Consider the following 18,209-nt stretch of genomic DNA (forward strand, 5'->3'; position numbering starts at 1 on the left):
AAACGACATAACGGAGAGGGAGAGTGCCAATATGAATACAAACAAGATATGGCCGGAGTATGTCAACGGCATGACATGGGGGTGGACCGGCATCCGGGGCACCTGGAGCGGGCCTGAAGCGGAGTTCTCCATGGAGCGAATGGCGGAGATGAACGTGAACTGGACAGCACTCGCGCTTTCCGCCGTGCAAGCAACGCCGCAATCGACGGAGATTCCGTTTCGCGAGGAGCCGACGGTAACGGATGACGAGGTCCGATGGGCGATCCGCAAGGCGAAGCAGCTTGGCCTGAAGGTGTGCCTGAAGCCGGTCGTCAACGTTGGCAACGGCACATGGCGGGCGCATATCAGCTTCTTCGATGAAGAGGTGCCTGGCGAGCCAAGCTGGGCGGAATGGTTCCGTTCCTACGGGGAGTTCATCCGCCGCTATGCTGTGATCGCCGAAGAAGAGGGCTGCGAAATGCTGTGCATCGGCTGCGAGATGGTACAGGCCGATAAGCGCGAGGCCGAATGGCGGTGCCTGATTGCGGATGTCCGGTCGGTATATGGAGGCTTGATTACCTATAATTGCGATAAGTACCAGGAGGATCGCCTGACCTGGTGGGACGCGGTCGATATCATCTCGTCGAGCGGCTATTATCCGATCGATCAATGGGAAGCGCAGCTGGACCGAATCGAAGACACGGTCAAAAAGTGGAACAAGCCTTTCTTCTTCATGGAAGCCGGATGCCCGAGCCGCGAAGGCTCCGCGGCCCGGCCGAATGACTGGTCGCTGCCGGGCGGGCCGTCCGAAGCGGAGCAGGAGCGGTACTATGAAGCGATGTTCGCTGCATGCGCACAGCGGGACTGGATGCAGGGATATATGCTGTGGGACTGGCCGGCCCGGCTGTACGACGCGCAGGAGGCTTCGGAGAACGACGATTATTGCATGTACGGCAAACGCGCGGCCGGAACGGTGCGGCGCTTCTACGCAAGCGGCTCCCTGGCATTGGAAGCCGGTGAGAGTTCCGATGCTCGATAACACGCAAGTTTAAATAGGTTTATTGCTTTGTGAAGTGAACCGCATCGCATGCAGCTTCTGGCGCATGCGGTGCGGTATTTGCTTGGGAAGAGGCACGCTGTCGGGAGTCGGTATGATCGATAGAATCCCCGCCTAACAAAATAATCATAGGTTAGCATAATTTATGACAATAAAAACAAATGTACTTCATTTGTTTTGTTCTTGTTAGCTATTAATATTTGAGTTGTAAGCGATAACAATATCGGCATTCCCTTTTTGGGAGACGCCGGATCATTACAAAGTACAGGGGGAAGAGACAAATGAAGAACAGACTGACAATGCTGCTGCTTCTGTTATTTACCGTATCATCCATATTGGCCGCCTGCGGAGGCAACAAAGCGAATGATGCGGGCACGACGCCTGGTGCGAGCACGGGCAGCGAAACGGCCGGCACGGAGGGAGCGACCGAGCTTGGCGGCAAGCTAAAGGTGCTGACGCACCGTACGGATCTTGTGAATGACGGAACGCTCGATAAGTATGAGGAGGCTTTTAAAGCCAAGTATCCGAAGGCCGAAATCGAATTCGAAGGCTTGACGAACTACGCCCAGGATATCCAGGTACGTTTGACGACCGGAGAAGCCGGTGACGTGCTCATGATTCCGACCGGCCTTGCAACCTCGGAGTATCCGAAATATTTTGAGCCGCTGCCGGATGCGATGTTCGAGAACGTGTATTTCGCGGACAACACGCTGTTCGAAGGCAAGCGTTACGGGATTTCGACCGGCGTGAATACGCAAGGGATCGTGTATAACAAAAAAGCGTTCGAGGCTGCCGGGATCGACAAGGTTCCGGGGACGCTGGATGAGCTCTATGCCGCGGCCGAGAAGCTGAAGGCAGCCGATATCATTCCGCTCTACATGAACTTCGGCGCTCAGTGGACGATGGGCAACTGGGCCGATAACTCGGCATGGTATGTGGCAGGCGATCCGCAATATCACTCGAAGCTGGTATCGGAAGAGGCTCCGTTCCAGGTTGATAATGCATGGGGCACGCTGGCCCAGATTGCACGTACCTTCGTGCAGAAGGAGTGGGTAGAGAAGGATCTGTACACGAATAACTGGGAGATTTCGAAAGGGGAAATGGCTGCCGGCAAAGCCGGGATGTATTTCCTTGGCAACTGGGTCATTCCCCAGGTGATCGGCGCAGGCGCCGCTTCAGAGGACATCGGGTTCTTCCCGCTCCCTTACGACAACAGCGGCAAGTATAACGCACCGCTTGGCTCGGACTACTTCGTTGCAGTCAGCAAGGACAGCGAGAACAAGGAGCTGGCAACCGCGTGGGTGGAATTTTTCGTGAAAGAATCCGGCTACGTGGAAGATTCGGGCTTTATGCCGATTATCAAGACGGCCGAGTCCACCATTCCGCAGCTGGCTGAATTCCAGTCGTTCAATCCGACCCTCATCGAGAGTGAGGCGACCGATCCGAAGTTTAACGAGATTGCGAATAAAGCCCAGATCGGCATCGGAACCGGCGACTATGTACAGGAATATGTCGTGGCCGAGGATCTGCAGGCAGCGTTCGACAAGCTGAACGCGAAGTGGAAGGAAGCGAAAACCGCGCTCGGTTATTAATTAGATCAAGCCGAAGCTGTCTCCATCACGGGGGCTGGCTTCGGTTTTCTTACATAACCAAGGCTGCTTGCTCCGAAATGAAGTATGTAAATCATGGGAAGGGATAAGTTTTTACAAATTTGTTACTTCTTACTTGCATAAAATGAAATATTATAGAATAATAAAATAGAGCGCGGCTTTCCACGAAGCAACCCGCGTTTTTTTTGCTATTCGCCCCGGCCATTCGTCTCTGAGCGTAAAGGACTATCCCTTTAGGAGATGAATCAGGGGAGGAACGGGAAGCATGCATGAGCATTTTACAGGTAGAGGTGCGCTTTTCGAGCTTTTCCATGTATAATAGAAGAAATCATCTAAATAGGAGCTAGGAAATGAAAAAGCTAGGAAGAAACGATCTATGTCACTGCGGAAGCGGGAATAAGTACAAAAGATGTTGTCTTGAGAAGGATCAACGCACGATCCAAGGTAAGGTCATTCCGTTCCCTGGTACCAGAGCTGCATCCGTACCACAGCAAAAGGCTGACCAGCTGCGCCAGATGATTCACGATAAGCTGGATTGGATGGACTGGAATGCGGACGAGCACCGTGAGCTCGCCGAGTCGTTATTTCCGCAGATTTGCCGGGATTACGAGCTTAAGAGCGAGGAGCAGCTGTTTCAAGTGTTCAGCCTGCTGATCGTCTGGAATAACTTCTCCAGGGAAGCCAATCCGAAGTACCGCAAGCCAGGCGGATACGCCAGTGCATTAGAATATATTGCGACTTCACTGCTTAACATCTCCGTGACGAAGTCCGACATTGCGAAGAAGCATGAGGTTGCCGTAGCAACCCTGACCCGCAATAGCGGACAGATTCAAGATTTTATGGATGGCATAGCGGCCTCCGGTGACCAGTTGGATTCCGAGGATGCAGAAGAAAGCCATGAGGATCAGGATTTGTCTGTAGGGCGTTAAGCAGTCTTACGGAAATATAGAGAAGCCGTCCCGTTTCGGGGCGGCTTATTCGCGTTGTTTACTCCAAGCGCGTGCGTGCCCGTGCACCCGCCAATAGCCTCCCCAATACAACCCCATACAGCAAGTGGCCGGACAGCCACAGCAGGAAAGAGACCGGATCGGTAAGCTCCGGCGTCCGATCGGATAATGCCGTTGTCGGGTAGAGCAGAACGCCCACACCGGTGCAGGCGGCTGCGACAAAGGTGAAGGCTCGTGCAGGCGGCAAAAGCTGCATGCGCAGAATCTGAGCCAGCACAGCGCTAAGCAGGACGGAAATCGCAAGATGGAGCAGAAACTCCACCCATTCCGGCAGCTCCAGACGATTTAGGCCGGGGATATAATCGACGTTCAGAAGCAGCGTATACACGTTGAATGAAGTGAAATGCTCGATAAATTTAAGGTATATCCCCAGAAGGCTGCCTGCAGCTAAGCCAGAGCCGAGCATTCGAGCCGGCGTAATTATAGGTTCTTTCAACATATACGCCACCTTGCTGTTTGTTGAACTGGTTTGTGTCGGATATTCCATACAGATAATTCCATACAGAAGGGCTGTTTCCCTTCACCTTCACGACTTCGGTGAGGAATACAGCCCCGTGCATTTCGGTTGCTATGCGGTTGTCAGCTCTCGGAGCCGTTCCGTCTCCTCTGGAGCAGACGAGGCGGTTTGCGTCCGGCGAAGGCCCTTTCCATGCGGAACGCACATCGGCGTCCCGTACAGCGGGTCGGGAATAATCTCGCACGGCAGCTGGAACACCGTCTGCATCAGCTCGGAGCAGATAATATCCTCCGGTCTTCCCATCGCCTTGATGCTGCCGTCCCGGATGGCGACAATATGATCGGCGTAACGGCAGGCCAGATTGATGTCATGCAGCACCATGACAATGGTTCGTTGTTCCTGCACGTTCAGTTCGTACAACAGATCAAGCACCTCGATCTGGTGCGTCAGGTCCAAATACGTCGTAGGCTCATCCAGCAGAATCAGCGGCGTCTCCTGCGCAAGCGTCATCGCGATCCAGGCCCGCTGACGCTGCCCGCCGGATAGCGAATCCACCGTTCGATCGGCAAGGCCCGTAAGTCCGGTCGACTCAAGAGCTGCCATGACGGCCTTCTCGTCTTCAGGCGACCATTGGCGAAGCCAGCTCTGGTAAGGGTAGCGTCCCTGCTTGACGAGCTGCAGGACGGTCAGCCCTTCCGGTGCCGTCGGACCCTGGGGCAAGATGGCCAGCTTGCGGGCCACATCCTTGGTCGACATGCCGGCAATGTCGGCGCCGTCGAGCACGACCGCGCCGCGCTGCGGCTTCAGCAGCCGGGCCATGGAGCGCAGCAGCGTCGATTTGCCGCATCCGTTGCTGCCGATGAACACGGTGATTTTACCTACGGGCACGGTCAAATCCAAATTTTCAAAGATGTAGTCTCCCCCATAGGAGAGGCTCAATCCTTTCGCTTCGAGTGCACTCATCATGTCAGCTCCTTTTTTTCATATTAAAACCGATTCCGATTGCGGTACAGCAAATAGAGGAAGAACGGCGCCCCGATGGCGGCGGTGAATACGCCGGCCGGAACGTCGCGCGGCAGAAACGCCGTCCGCGCCACCAGATCGGCGGCAAGCAGCACGATCGCGCCGATCAGGGCGCTTACCGGCAGCAGGCTGCCGAAGGAAGGTCCGACCAGCCTGCGGGCCATATGCGGGGCCATCAAGCCGATGAAGGCGATCGCGCCTCCGATGGAGACAGCCGCCCCGGCAAGCGCCACGCTTAAGCCGATCAGCAGCAGGCGCTGCTTCTGCACATGGGCGCCCGCGCTGCTGGCAACATCGTCCCCGAGTGCCTGGATGTTCACATTGCGGGCCTGCAGCCAGGTCACCGGCAGAAGGACCGCTACCCATGGCAGCAGCGTCATAACGTCCTTATCCCAGGACATTCCATATATGCTGCCTGCCATAAAAGTAAGAGAGCGATCGGCCAGCTGGAGCGGGCCGGAGATGATCAGCATATACGAGATCGATTTGACCGCCGCAGACACCCCGATGCCGATCAGCACGAGACGAAGCGGCGATACGCCCCCTTTCCAGGCCAGCACGTACAGCAGCCCGGTAATGAGGAAGGCGCCGAGGATTGCGAACAGCGGCAACCAGTGAATCGATACGGTTCCGGTGAACAGGAAGATGAACAGCACCGCGCCGAGCGATGCGCCTTCCGTCATGCCGATCACGTCAGGAGAGGCGAGCGGATTGCGGATTACGCCCTGCAGGATGGCGCCGGCTACAGCCAGCGCCGCCCCGATCAGCACGGCGATGATCACCCGCGGCAGCCGGAGCTTCATGACGATGACCTGCTCCATCGGCGGGGCTTTGCCCGCCAGCGCTTTGATGACGTTCAGCGGCGATATGGGCTGGCTTCCCATGCCCGTGCTAACCACAATGACGATGAAGCATACGGCAAGCAGGATGAGGGATACCCAGACGGTTCTTCGCTCCAGCATGAATGAGATGCCGGCCTTTCCTCCACGGAGGATGCGGTGCTTGCTCATGATGTTCGCCTTCCTTTCCTGGCAATGTACACGAAGAACGGCACACCGATGATTGCCGTCATAACGCCGACAGGAACTTCCTTCGGCATCGCGATGTACCTGGAGCCCAGATCGGCCGTTACCAGCAGGATGGCGCCGAGCACCGCGCTGTAGGGCAATATCCATCTGTAATCATTTCCTATAAAATAGCGCACGATATGCGGAATAATAATGCCAATGAATGCAATCGGTCCGGCGGCGGCAACGGATCCGCCAGCCAGCAGAATGACGGCGGCCGCAGCAAGCAGCTTGATAAGCGCGGTCTTCTGTCCAAGGCTTTGCGCGATGTCATCGCCCATGGAGAGCGCGTTTAGATGCCGCCCGAGCAGGAGGGCGATCAGCATACCTGCCGCCATGTAAGGCCAGACGGCGTTCAATTGGTTCAAGTCCCGACCGGCAACTGATCCAACGAGCCAGATCAGCACCTGGTCGAACATTTTACCGTCGGAGAGCATCAGTCCTTGGGTCAAGGAGTGGAAGAATGCGGCCATGGAGGCGCCTGCCAGCGTAATCTTGACCGGGGTCATGCCGTCACGGCCGATGCTGCCGAGCATAAATACGATGCCTCCGCTGACAGCGGCGCCGATCAGGGCCACCAAGGTAAATGCTTGCAGCCCGTCAACCCCGAGCCAGCCTGCGGCCATAATAATGAAGAAGGCTGCACCGGCATTCACGCCTAGCGTGCTGGGCGATGCAATAGGGTTGCGGGTGATGACCTGCATCAACGCGCCTGCGATTGCGAGGCTCGCCCCTACGGCTGCTGCGATGAGTGCCCGGGGAACCCTTGCGGTCAGGATGATGAGATGCTCGTTGCCGCCATTATAGTGAGCGAACGAGTTCCATACTTCCGTTAGCGGAATGTTCGTTACGCCGAACGCGATGCTGCCCATCATCGCGGCGGCAAGCGCCAGCAGCGATATCAATAGTCCGAGTAAGCGCATATATACTCACTTTCTTAAGTTCATGGATTATTAAGTTCATATGAATTTTAGGTGAAAGGGAGCCGATCTGTCAATGAACTTGATAATCATTCTCAAAAAATATATTGATATTTTTGCTGGAAACCGTTATAGTTTTGAATCGGTAAGTGATAATGATTTTCAATAAAGCGGAAATGATATGAGGGGGATTACGATAGGAATGGGACAAGGAACAGCTAAGAAACCGGGCCGAAGCCTGAAATGGAGCTTGCTGGCGCTTATTATGGTTGTCATACTCGCAGGCTGCGGATCGAATGGGACGCAGAATAATGCAAGCCAGCCATCGAACGGAGAAAGCGGAACGGCTCCTGCGAATAACGGCTCCGGTGCATCCGGCGATTCGTACGAAGTGGTGCATGCGATGGGAACCGAAACGATCAAGGGCACGCCGCAAAAAGTGGTCGTCCTTACGAACGAAGGAACGGAAGCCTTGCTCGCACTGGGCGTGAAGCCGGTGGGCGCCGTTAAATCCTGGACAGGCGATCCGTGGTACCCGCATATTAAAGACCAGATGGAAGGCGTTACCGTGGTCGGCGAGGAGAGCCAGCCTAACATTGAACTGATTGCCGGACTGCAGCCTGACCTGATCATCGGCAACAAAATGCGTCAGGAGAAAGTGTATGAGCAGCTGAAGGCGATCGCGCCGACGGTATTTGCGGAGGATCTTCGCGGAGAATGGCAGAACAACTTCAAGCTCTACGCACAGGCAGTGAATAAGGTAAGCGAAGGGGAAGAGCTTCTCGCGGCGTACGACCAGCGTATTCAGGATTTCAAGGAGAAAGCCGGAAGCAAGCTGGATGAGACCGTTTCTGTGGTGCGCTTCATGGCCGGAAAGACGCGCGTTTACCATACGAACACCTTCTCGGGGGTTATTTTCGATCAGATCGGCATCGCACGTAATGAGATGACGAAGAACGCGAAGGACAATTTCGTGGACGAGATTACGAAGGAACGGCTTCCTGAGGTGGATGCCGACAGACTGTTCTACTTCACGTACGAAACCGGCGACGGCGGCGCCAACCAGACCGAGCAGGAATGGGTCAACGATCCGTTGTGGAAAAACCTGAACGTCGTTAAGAACGGTCAAGCCCATAAGGTCGATGACGCGATTTGGAACACCGCAGGTGGCATTCTGGCGGCAAACCTGATGATTGATCAGCTGTATGAATTTTACGGCTTGGAGAAATAAATCGTGTCCTGCCCCCATTTTATATAGAGAGTATGATGGGATACTAGTAAAAGCAGCCTGTTGAGTCCGCTCAACAGGCTGCTTTCGTTTGTCCATATGTCCGTTTATCTGTGTTTGACAGAATCCAGCATAACATTTTATTTCTGTGCCTGTACAATTTCAATAAAAAGAAGAAGCTGCCCCATCTTAGATAACGAAAGGGACAGCTTCTATTAATAACTTTCTTAAAGATTACTACAGTATATGCCGATTACTACCTCGGCTCATTTCCGGCAAGCCTTTTGCTCACAAAGATCATGGCAATGGACAGGCCTAGAAAATACAAAGGCATCATCATTAACGAACCATTGTGAAGAACGCTCATGCCCGTGGTGATCAGGCTGACGACAACGTAATAACCCAATCCGAAGATCGCTCCTGCAGTGCCGAGCACATCTGGATAAGACGTAAGCGCCAGACTTAGGCAATTGGGTATCGCCATTCCGATCCCGAGCAGAAGAACGAAAATACATGCTACCATAAGCACAAGATCAAAGAAGGAGACCTTGATGCCGGTAGCCGCAAGTGCTGTAAGACCAAGAGCTCCCACCATCGTAAAGAGCGTGCCAATCACGATAATTTGCTCAGCCTGGAGCCTTTTCAGCAGTCTTTTCGACAGCATGGCACCCATTATAGATGAGAGCGCAACAAAGATGCCGAAGAAACCAAACCTGCCGGGACTCATCTGAAAAAACTCAATAAAAATAAACGGGGCCTCCGCATAATAACTGAATAATATGCCGTTCGTTGCTCCAATGAGAAACCCGAATCCCCATACGTTACGGTCGAAGAGCAGACGCTTGGCAACGGATAGGGTGTTTATCTTGGAAGCAGCCGTCACTCTGGTCTCAGGCAGAGAAGTCCATGTATAGGCCCAAATGGCTGCGCTCATCAGAACGAGCGTCAAGAATACCCCTCTGAAACCTAACAATTGATCTACCCATCCGCCAATAAGAGGCCCTAGGGCAGGCGTAAACGCAAGCACTGCTGATATTTGGGCAAATACCGCATGACGCTTGGCTCCATCGATACTCTCGCGCAAAATGGTCTGCGTGACGACAGAACCGGTGCTGGCACCGAATGCCTGAACGAATCGACTCGCGAATAGCCATTCGACTGAGCCTGACAGATAACAGCCCAAGCTGCCGATCCCATAAACCAGGATGCCCCACAGCATGGCCGGCCGCCGTCCGATGGAGTCGGAAAGCCTTCCCCAGCAAAAAACGCCGAGCGCAAAACCCAGAAAGTAAATGCTGAGCGTTAGCTGGACCGCATTATTGCTAGCGCCCAATTGATGGGCAATGTCCGGTAATGAAGGTGTATATATCGTTTCACTGATCTGTGGAAAACCCACCAGGATCATGAACAACCATATGGAAGGAGTTGAGATTTTTCTTTGCACAGCTAATATCCCCCTTATCATTCAAAAATCTCAAGTTCGCTGGCAAAGAAATTACGGGATCGGGGGTTTGCACTTCGTTAGTCTTGCGAATGAAAGCATGAACGGTCACCTTTTTTTCTGGAATAAGGGGGTTAGGGGGTTATATCTACCGAGTATTGCAGCAAACACGGAAACGTTTGACACCACCGCCAAACCTATGTACAGTAATAGTCAATAGAATAGGAAGTCCACTAGGGGAGCCGTCAGCGGCTGAGACAAGAGCGTATCTTGGACCCTTTGAACCTGATCTAGTTCGTACTAGCGTAGGAAAGTGGAGCCTTCACGGATAGAGTCCTTTTTGCGCCTGCTTCTTCCGGGCAAGAGGACTATTGCTGAAGCCGCTCCGTTTTTCGGGGCGGCTTTGTTTGTCATGCTCCGAAGAACGTAAATTTTCTGCATCTTCGTTGCCCAGCACGATAGCGCACGAGTACGAGCTAGCAGCATGCAAGGTTGCCATATGCCGTGCATAAAGGGTTGGCCGTGTACATAAAGGGTTGCCGGATATACACATGTAGCCGGGTACAACGGCTGCCGGATCTGCAAAGTTTCCCGGATGCAACCGTTGCTGATATGAAAAGGATGCACGGTATGCGTAGGTTTGCGGGACATGCAATGGATGCTTGGCTGCCAATGCCAGGATTGCCCGGATTACCGGGATTGCCGGGTCGCTAGGAGGACTTCCTGCTCTTCATTTCAAGATGGAGGTGGGGAAAACCATGACGTTTACTCAAGAGCTTCGCCAGCAGGCGGACGGAATTTTCGAGGCGATCATAAACCATCCCTTCGTGCGGGGAATTGCCGCCGGGAAGCTGGACAGCGAACAGCTGATTCACTATGTGAAGCAGGACTTCGAGTATTTGAATGCCTACATTCGCATTTATGGCGTCGCCATATCCAAGTGCACGAGGCGGGAGGATATGGCGGCGTTCAACGAACAGATTGCGTTTATCCTCAACAGCGAGGTGCATCCGCATCAAAATTTCTGCTCGGTCGCGGGAGTGAACTATGAGCAGCTCCAGGGCTACCCTCTTGCCCCGTCTGCGCACCATTACATCCGTCACATGCTGACCGTTGCGCACGAGGGAACCCTCGGCGAAATTATGGCGGTCCTGCTTCCTTGTCCGTGGACGTATTATGAGATCGGCCGCAGACTGCTGGATGAAGTTAAGCCGGATCGCACCCATCCGTTCCATGAATGGATTCATTTTTACGGGAATCGAGGGGAGGATGCGGCAGGGAAGTTCCTTGGCCGTGTGGATGCGTGGGCGGAAGGAGCGACGATGAAGGAGCGCGAGCGGATGCGCGAGCATTTCATGCTGAGCTGCCAGCTGGAGTATATGTTCTGGGACATGGCTTACAAGCAGGAGGAATGGCCCGTGCCGTTCCAGCCGTTGGTCGATGCCAAGGGGTATGGGCGCTGAGCATTTGAGTTATGGGACAGACAGGGGTTACGAAAGGTCATGCATTTTGAGAATGAATCAGAATTCGGGTTGAGATGAGATTATGGGTTTCATATGTCGTATGTCATATGCCAAAAACCAAGAAAAGAATGGGAAAGGATGATGGCAATGAGCGGAAATACATGGGATTCGGAGCTTGCGGGGCTTTTAACGAAGGTGCAGCAGCAGAAGCCTCTTGTCCATAACATGACCAATGTGGTGGTTACGAATTTTACGGCCAACGGCTTATACGCGCTGGGCGCGTCGCCGGTAATGGCATTTTCCCCCGACGAGGTGGCGGATATGGCCCAAATTGCCGGAGCGCTCGTGCTCAACATCGGCACGTTGTCCCGCGAACAAGTGGATGCGATGATCATTGCCGGGCAATCTGCCAATACGCATCGCGTCCCGGTTCTCCTCGATCCGGTAGGAGCGGGGGCCACGCCGTTTCGGACCGATTCGGCCCTGCGGATCATGCGTGAAGTGAAGGTTTCCCTGGTGCGGGGCAATGCGGCCGAGGTTGCCAATCTGATCGGCGAAGTCCGGGTGATCAAGGGGGTCGATGCAGACGACTCTGCGTCCGGCGGGAACTTGGAGCTGGCGCTGCGGGCTGCACAGCGGCTAAATACGGTGGTGGCCATTACGGGAGAGGAGGACGTGATCAGCGATGGTGTTTCGGCGCGAATCATACGCGGCGGGCATGCGATGCTGACGAAAGTAACCGGAGCGGGCTGCCTGCTCACGTCCGTGCTCGGGGCCTTCGCCGCTGTGGAGCCGGATTTGCTGCTGGCGGGGACGGCTGGCCTTGCCTTCTATGGGGCAGCAGCCGCCCGCGCGGCCGAGCAAACGGCCGGACTCGGGCCGGGCAGCTTCCAGATCGCCTTCTTGGATGAGCTTGCAAAGCTCCACTCCGGTTCGCTCGAAGGGCACGCGTCGGTCCGCGAAGCGGACATCCTGACGGAAGGGAGCGTGTCCCGATGACAGACGCGCGGATTCCGAGAGCGCTGACGATTGCCGGGTCCGACAGCGGGGGCGGCGCAGGTATTCAAGCGGATCTGAAGACGTTCCAGGAGCTGGGCGTATTCGGCATGTCGGCATTGACTGCAGTAACGGTGCAGAATACATTGGGCGTCCATGGCGTCTATCCGCTCCCGCCGGAAGCGGCGGCGGAGCAGATCGAGGCGGTGGGCGGCGATATCGGCGTGGACGCCTTAAAGACCGGGATGCTGTTTCATGCGGATGTTATCCGCCTGGTCAGCGCTAAGATCCGGTCGTTTGGCTGGGAGAACGTCGTTGTCGATCCCGTGATGATCGCCAAGGGCGGTGCGGAGCTGCTGCGTACTGAAGCGGTTGATGCACTAAAGCGGGAGCTGCTTCCCTTGGCGATGGTGGTGACGCCTAATATTCCGGAGGCGGAGGTGCTGGCGGGAATGGGAATCCGCACGAGGCATGACTGCCGGGAAGCGGCTCGCCGCATCGGCGGGCTCGGTCCGCGGATCGTCATCATCAAGGGCGGTCATGGCAGCTTCGAGGAGGATGGAGATCAGGTGGTGGATCTGGTATATGACGGCACCGGCTTTACGGAACTCAGCGCCAAGCGCGTGAACACCGTTCATACGCATGGGACCGGCTGTACGTTCTCTGCAGCCATTACGGCAGGTCTGGCCCAGGGCTTGAGCGCCTTCGATGCGATTCAGAGCGGGCGTTTATTCATTCAAGCGGCCATTGAGGACGGATTAAACTTGGGGCAGGGACAGGGCCCGACCAATCATTGGGCATACAATCGCCGCCGTCAGGAGGTGCTGCAATGACAGGCAGAGTGGCACCTGAGATGATGAGGCGGCATCTGCGGATGTACCTCGTGCTCGGCAGCGTGAACTGCATCGTCGAGCCTAGCTTGGTCGTGCAGGAGGCGTTGGCTGGAGGCGCAACCATGGTCCAATTTCGTGAGAAGGGACATGGAGCACTCAACGGGGAGCCGATGCTCCGGCTGGCTCGCCGGATCCAGGAGCAGTGCCGGCAAGCACGCGTACCCTTCATCGTCAATGACGATGTAGAGCTGGCACTGAAGCTGGACGCCGACGGCGTGCATATCGGCCAGGACGACGAATCTGCGGCTTCGGTACGTGAACGGATCGGCAACCGGATGCTGGGCGTCTCGGCGCATACGGTGGAGGAAGCCCGGCGCGCGATCCTCCATGGTGCCGATTATCTTGGCATCGGACCGATCTATCCGACCCGCTCAAAGGATGATGCCAAGGCTGCGCAAGGCCCGGCAATTCTCCGTGAGCTGCGCGAAGCTGGAATCCGATTGCCGATCGTTGGCATTGGCGGGATTACCGTGGAGCGCGTGGAGGAAGTGATTGGAGCGGGTGCGGATGGCGTCGCGGTGATATCCGCCGTGACGGGAGCGGCGTCGGCGCAGGAGGCTGTGGAGGCTTTTATGGGAAAGATACGCCGAGGAGCCGAAGGGATTTCTTAAGTTGTACGAGGATTATAAGCGGATCAAGAACAAGGGTGCCGACTTTTGAGGCATCCTTGTTTGGTTTACCGCTCGCTCCGTTTTCCTGTCAACAAGCCCTTTTATAGCTCCCTTCCCGTGTAACGTCCCCGTTCAGATTGCCATAGCGACCCGGATATGATATACGTAGGACGATGTACCTGCTCTACGAAGCGTGAGCTCTCCCAATAAGCTGAATAGGAGACCGGAATGAATAACAGGCAAAAAGAGATTTTTCGCAACTTGTTAATGGAAACGAACCGCCAATGGCTCGTTCAGGATCTCGCGGATCAGACCGAGTGCTCGGAGAAGACGATCCGTAACGATCTGAAGGTGATTGAAGAATATATCGTTAAGCACTCCAGTGGCCGTCTGGTGAAAAGGCCGGGACTTGGCGTCTATCTGGAGATTGGAGAAGCGGATCGGGCTGATTTGTTCCACCGTTTGTATTCCAACGAGCGTACCGGCGAGGATGAATCCGATGAGGGAAGGGTGCTGCACCTGGCATATCGGCTCTTGATGAACGCGAAGCCCGTAACCCTGCAGAGCCTGGCTTCGCCGTTTTACGTGAACAAGGCGATTATCCGACGGGATATGGACAAGATTGCGGACTGGCTGCGAAGCTTTGATCTGAGTTTAGTGACGAAGCAGCGCGTAGGCTTCATGATTGAGGGTACGGAGAAGAACAAACGGATGGCGCTGGCGCGGCTGAACCAATTGATCAACCGTCCGGAGTTGACGGGACAGATGATGCGTAACCAGTTTGAACCGCACGAGATTGCAGCCGTGTCCCATGAGTTGAAGGAGCTGCAAAAGCAGCATCAGCTCCGCTTCACCGATGAAACCTTTGAAAGCCTGATGCTGCATATTCTGCTCATGGTCAAACGGACCAAGCTGGGTCAGCCGATTTCGCTCTCTGATCAGGACATGGCCTTTTTGGGAAACAAAACGGAATTTGCATGGGCGACGGACTTTTTGAAGCAGCTGCAAAAACTGTTTGCCGTCCCTTTCTCCAAGGAGGAAACCGCTTATCTAACCCTGCACCTGCTTGGCGGGAAGATCCGATACACGCAGGAGAATGAGGGCGTTGGACGAAGCGATCTGGCAGACAGCCACCCCCTCTTGCCCCGCCTGGTTGAGCAGCTGACCCAGCGGATGTCGGAGCTGAATATGCTTCCTTTCTCCAGGGACCCCGTATTGCTGAACGGGTTAAAATTGCATTTGTACACGACCATGAACCGTCTTCATTATGGTCTGCCTGTGTCCAACCCGATGCTGGCTGAGATCAAAAAGATGTACCCGTATATGTTCGATCGGGTCATTATGGCACTGGAAGAGGTAGGGGAAGCGTTCCAGCTGTATTTTCCCGAAGAGGAGGCCGCGTACTTGACGCTGCATTTTCAGGCGTCCGTGGAGCGGCTTCACCAGAATGAAAGTCACCCTCAAAAGGTCATTATCGTGTGTCATATGGGGGTAGGGATGTCCCAACTCCTTCTCGCGAAGGTGGAGCGGAGATTCCCGTCCGTGCATGTAGAGACAACGATGTCCAAAGCGGAAGTTGAGGATTATCTGGCAGCTCATGAGGTGGATCTTGTCATTACGACCGTTGATCTGCCCAAGCTAAAAATACCTCATATCCTCGTTTCCCCTCTGCTCGAGGACAGTGACGAGCGAAAGCTGGAGCAAGCGATCCGTCGGCTTGATGAGCCGGACGGCAGGGCGGCTGAGGAATCGGTTTTTTTGAAATATACGACACCTTTTCTCATCTTTCCTCAGCAGGAGCTAGAGCGTCCGGAACAGTTAATCTCCAAGTTTGCGCAGATGCTGGTGGACAAAGGGTATGTCCAGGCCGGGTATACGGAAAGTGTGCTGGAACGTGAGAAACTGTCTGCTACGACGATAGGAGGAGGCATTGCCATCCCTCATGGCGGCTCGGAGTGGGTTACACAGTCCTGCATCGTTGTCGTTACGTTGAAGCAGCCGATTACCTGGGGGACCGAGAAGGTAGAGCTTGTGTTCTTGCTTGCGATCCAGCATGATGAGCGAAAAGAGATGCGGCAGCTGTTCAAGGAATTGTCGCGCATCAGTGAGCAGCCGGCACTGGTCAGTGCGTTGTCTAAGGAAACGGATGCGATACGATTGCTGAATAGGTTAAAAGGGTAACATGAATGGTAGAAACGGTGATGATCAAGCAGGACGGTATACGTCCTGCTTTTTATATTTTTCAGGATGCTGCAAAGCGTTTGGAATAAGCATCGTGGCATAGCCCGCTTAGAGGGATATTTTGCTTACGAAATAAATCCGTTTTTTCCGAAAGTTCCGGTAATAAGTTCATCCGATAACAGCGCTTTCAGCGTGTACACTATAAATGTAAGCGGGAACATGACAGCGAAGGAGAATGACGAACATGAAAATACTAGCGATTACTTCATGTCCTAACGGAATTGCACATACGTATATGGCCGCTGAGAATCTGCAGAAGGCAGGCGCGAAGCTTGGCGTTGAGATGAAAGTGGAGACCCAAGGCTCCATTGGCGTGGAGAATCAATTCACGGAGCAGGATATCCGCGAAGCGGATGGCATTATTATCGCAGCGGATAAGACGGTGGTGAAGGACCGGTTTGTGGGTAAAAAACTGCTTGTCGTTGGGGTGCAGGATGGCATCCGTCGTCCGGAAGAACTGATTCAACGGGTGATGAAAGGGGATGTGCCCGTCTACCAGGCACAGTCCAAGTCGGCTGAAGCTCTGACGGGAGAGAACAAACCCAAACAAAATCCGATCTATCGCCACTTGATGAACGGTGTATCCTATATGGTGCCGTTTATCGTGATCGGCGGGCTGCTCATCGCAATCGCCCTGACGATGGGCGGCGTGAAAACGCCGGGTGGCCTGGTGATACCGGAAGATTCGATCTGGAAAACGATTGAAAGTATCGGCGCGGCTGCGTTTACCTTCATGGTTCCGATCCTTGCCGGATTTATCGCCATGAGTATTGCGGACAGGCCCGGTCTTGCACCAGGTATGGTCGGCGGGTTCATTGCTGCGAACGGCAGCTTTTATGGAAGTGAAGCAGGAGCTGGATTCATCGGGGGGATTATTGCCGGTTTCCTGGCGGGTTATGTTGCACTTGCTATTAAAAGGATCAAGGTTCCTCGGTCGCTGCAGCCGATTATGCCCATTATCGTTATCCCGGTACTGGCTTCGCTAGTTGTAGGGTTAATCTTCGTCTTTGTGATTGGCGCTCCGGTTGCGGATCTGTTTGAAGCGTTAACCGTCTGGCTTGCGGGAATGCAGGGTACTAGTTCGATTCTGCTCGCGCTTATTCTGGGAGCGATGATTTCTTTTGACATGGGTGGTCCCGTGAATAAGGTTGCGTTCCTGTTCGGCTCGGCCATGATCGGTGAAGGAAACTATGAAATTATGGGCCAAATTGCCGTTGCCATCTGTGTTCCTCCGATTGCCATGGGACTGGTGGCCATGATGAACAAAAGGAAGTTTACGCCTGCGGAACGTGAAGCTGGAAAAGCAACATTTACGATGGGATTGTTCGGTATTACCGAAGGAGCGATTCCATTCGCGGCGCAAGATCCTCTACGCGTCATTCCGAGTATTATGGTCGGTTCCATGACAGGTTCGGTGATTGCCATGCTGGGCAGTGTCGGTGACAGCGTAGCCCATGGCGGTCCGATTGTAGCCGTGCTCGGTGCCGTGGATCATGTGTTGATGTTCTTCATAGCGGTCATGGTCGGTGCAGCCGTGTCGGTTATCATGGTGAGCCTGCTCAAGAAAGATGTTGCAGCTGTGACTCCAGCAGTTGTTGGAGAAGGAAGAGCAGAAGCAGTAGAAAAGCCAGCCGGAGCCGAAGCGGCCCCAGCTGCAGCCGTGGCTGCGGATGCAACCGAAGCGGCTTCAGCCGAGAACAGTAACGGTACAACGATGGAAGCGTCTCCTATCCGCGTTGAGAAATTGACGGATATCGTAACACCGGATCTCATTAACCTGAATCTGGCCGGTACGACACAGGATGCTGTTATCGACGAAATGATCGCTGTATTGGAGCGGAATGGGGCGGTCAGAGCTGACGGTGATTTTAAACAGGCCATATTAGCCCGGGAACAAGAAAGCTCCACCGGCATCGGCATGAATATTGCGATTCCTCACGGTAAATCGGATGCTGTCCTGAAACCAAGCGTGGTCTTTGGTATTCAGCGGGATGGTGTCGACTGGAAGAGTCTCGACGGCAGCGAAGCCAAATTGATCTTTATGATTGCCGTGCCGCGCAATAGTAAACAAAATGCGCATTTGAAAGTGCTGCAGATGCTGTCCCGTAAGCTGATGGACGATGATTTCAGAGAAGCGCTCTTGGCGGTGACATCGAAGGAAGAGGCCTATCGATTGCTCGATCAGGTGCAATAATTCAAGATGCTAAAATGACTTT

Annotated in this window: 15 protein-coding genes and 1 riboswitch; of the genes, 10 read left to right on the forward strand and 5 right to left on the reverse strand. The window is 54.4% G+C overall.

Going from position 1 to position 18,209, the window contains the following annotated elements; genetic code table 11:
- Positions 1-31 precede the first annotated feature (31 nt).
- The 3 genes from NST08_RS05600 to NST08_RS05610 all read left to right on the forward strand — a co-directional run bounded on the left by NST08_RS05600 (position 32) and on the right by NST08_RS05610 (position 3,575).
- Entirely contained in the window at positions 32-1,018 is a 987-nt protein-coding gene (locus NST08_RS05600) for a glycoside hydrolase family 113 (RefSeq protein WP_341341560.1), read from the forward strand.
- Positions 1,019-1,317: 299 nt separating this feature from the next.
- The gene (locus NST08_RS05605; protein ID WP_210095372.1) at positions 1,318-2,628 is read left to right on the forward strand and encodes an ABC transporter substrate-binding protein; all 1,311 of its coding nucleotides are present in this window, start codon (positions 1,318-1,320) and stop codon (positions 2,626-2,628) included.
- Positions 2,629-2,996: 368 nt separating this feature from the next.
- Positions 2,997-3,575 carry an SEC-C metal-binding domain-containing protein gene (locus NST08_RS05610; protein ID WP_007131211.1) on the forward strand — a complete coding sequence of 193 codons (579 nt, stop codon included), beginning with the start codon at positions 2,997-2,999 and terminating at the stop codon, positions 3,573-3,575.
- Between the two features lie 58 nt (positions 3,576-3,633).
- On the opposite strand, the gene NST08_RS05615 is transcribed toward NST08_RS05610, so the two are convergent.
- From NST08_RS05615 to NST08_RS05630, 4 genes are all read right to left on the reverse strand, one after another.
- The gene (locus tag NST08_RS05615) at positions 3,634-4,092 is read right to left on the reverse strand and encodes a hypothetical protein (protein ID WP_210095373.1); all 459 of its coding nucleotides are present in this window, start codon (positions 4,090-4,092) and stop codon (positions 3,634-3,636) included.
- Between the two features lie 129 nt (positions 4,093-4,221).
- The gene (locus NST08_RS05620) at positions 4,222-5,073 is read right to left on the reverse strand and encodes an ABC transporter ATP-binding protein (protein WP_050954056.1); all 852 of its coding nucleotides are present in this window, start codon (positions 5,071-5,073) and stop codon (positions 4,222-4,224) included.
- Between the two features lie 23 nt (positions 5,074-5,096).
- Complete coding sequence (locus NST08_RS05625; RefSeq protein WP_210095374.1) at positions 5,097-6,143, reverse strand: FecCD family ABC transporter permease; 1,047 nt, start codon at positions 6,141-6,143, stop codon at positions 5,097-5,099.
- Positions 6,140-7,123 carry a FecCD family ABC transporter permease gene (locus NST08_RS05630; protein WP_210095375.1) on the reverse strand — a complete coding sequence of 328 codons (984 nt, stop codon included), beginning with the start codon at positions 7,121-7,123 and terminating at the stop codon, positions 6,140-6,142. The genes NST08_RS05625 and NST08_RS05630 overlap by 4 nt, the downstream gene beginning before the upstream one ends.
- Before the next feature lie 199 nt (positions 7,124-7,322).
- Here NST08_RS05630 and NST08_RS05635 point away from each other — a divergent pair, with 199 nt between their 5' ends.
- Positions 7,323-8,351, forward strand: a complete 1,029-nt coding sequence (locus NST08_RS05635) for an ABC transporter substrate-binding protein (protein ID WP_007131217.1) — start codon at positions 7,323-7,325, stop codon at positions 8,349-8,351.
- 253 nt (positions 8,352-8,604) lie between these two features.
- Here NST08_RS05635 and NST08_RS05640 read toward each other — a convergent pair whose 3' ends face one another.
- Positions 8,605-9,792: a multidrug effflux MFS transporter gene (locus NST08_RS05640; RefSeq protein WP_210095376.1), complete on the reverse strand. Its 1,188-nt coding sequence runs from the start codon at positions 9,790-9,792 to the stop codon at positions 8,605-8,607.
- A 222-nt stretch (positions 9,793-10,014) separates the two neighbouring features.
- Positions 10,015-10,118, forward strand: a riboswitch (TPP riboswitch).
- Positions 10,119-10,547: 429 nt separating this feature from the next.
- Here NST08_RS05640 and tenA point away from each other — a divergent pair.
- The 6 genes from tenA (at position 10,548) to NST08_RS05670 (ending at position 18,187) form a co-directional block, all read left to right on the forward strand.
- Positions 10,548-11,252, forward strand: a complete 705-nt coding sequence (gene tenA, locus NST08_RS05645) for a thiaminase II (RefSeq protein WP_210095377.1) — start codon at positions 10,548-10,550, stop codon at positions 11,250-11,252.
- A gap of 147 nt (positions 11,253-11,399) precedes the next feature.
- Complete coding sequence (thiM, locus tag NST08_RS05650; RefSeq protein ID WP_210095378.1) at positions 11,400-12,251, forward strand: hydroxyethylthiazole kinase; 852 nt, start codon at positions 11,400-11,402, stop codon at positions 12,249-12,251.
- Positions 12,248-13,081 carry a bifunctional hydroxymethylpyrimidine kinase/phosphomethylpyrimidine kinase gene (gene thiD, locus NST08_RS05655; RefSeq protein WP_210095379.1) on the forward strand — a complete coding sequence of 278 codons (834 nt, stop codon included), beginning with the start codon at positions 12,248-12,250 and terminating at the stop codon, positions 13,079-13,081. Before thiM ends, thiD begins: the two co-directional genes overlap by 4 nt.
- Positions 13,078-13,752: a thiamine phosphate synthase gene (gene thiE / locus NST08_RS05660; protein WP_007131223.1), complete on the forward strand. Its 675-nt coding sequence runs from the start codon at positions 13,078-13,080 to the stop codon at positions 13,750-13,752. Before thiD ends, thiE begins: the two co-directional genes overlap by 4 nt.
- Before the next feature lie 228 nt (positions 13,753-13,980).
- On the forward strand, positions 13,981-15,933 hold the full coding sequence (locus NST08_RS05665) for a BglG family transcription antiterminator (RefSeq protein WP_341341561.1): 1,953 nt from the start codon (positions 13,981-13,983) through the stop codon (positions 15,931-15,933).
- Positions 15,934-16,177: 244 nt separating this feature from the next.
- Positions 16,178-18,187, forward strand: coding sequence for a PTS fructose transporter subunit IIABC (locus NST08_RS05670; protein WP_341341562.1), 2,010 nt, complete (start codon positions 16,178-16,180; stop codon positions 18,185-18,187).
- The last annotated feature ends 22 nt before the right edge of the window (positions 18,188-18,209 follow it).

The sequence above is a fragment of the Paenibacillus sp. FSL K6-1566 genome (assembly GCF_038050475.1).
Lineage (GTDB): Bacteria > Bacillota > Bacilli > Paenibacillales > Paenibacillaceae > Paenibacillus_AQ > Paenibacillus_AQ lactis.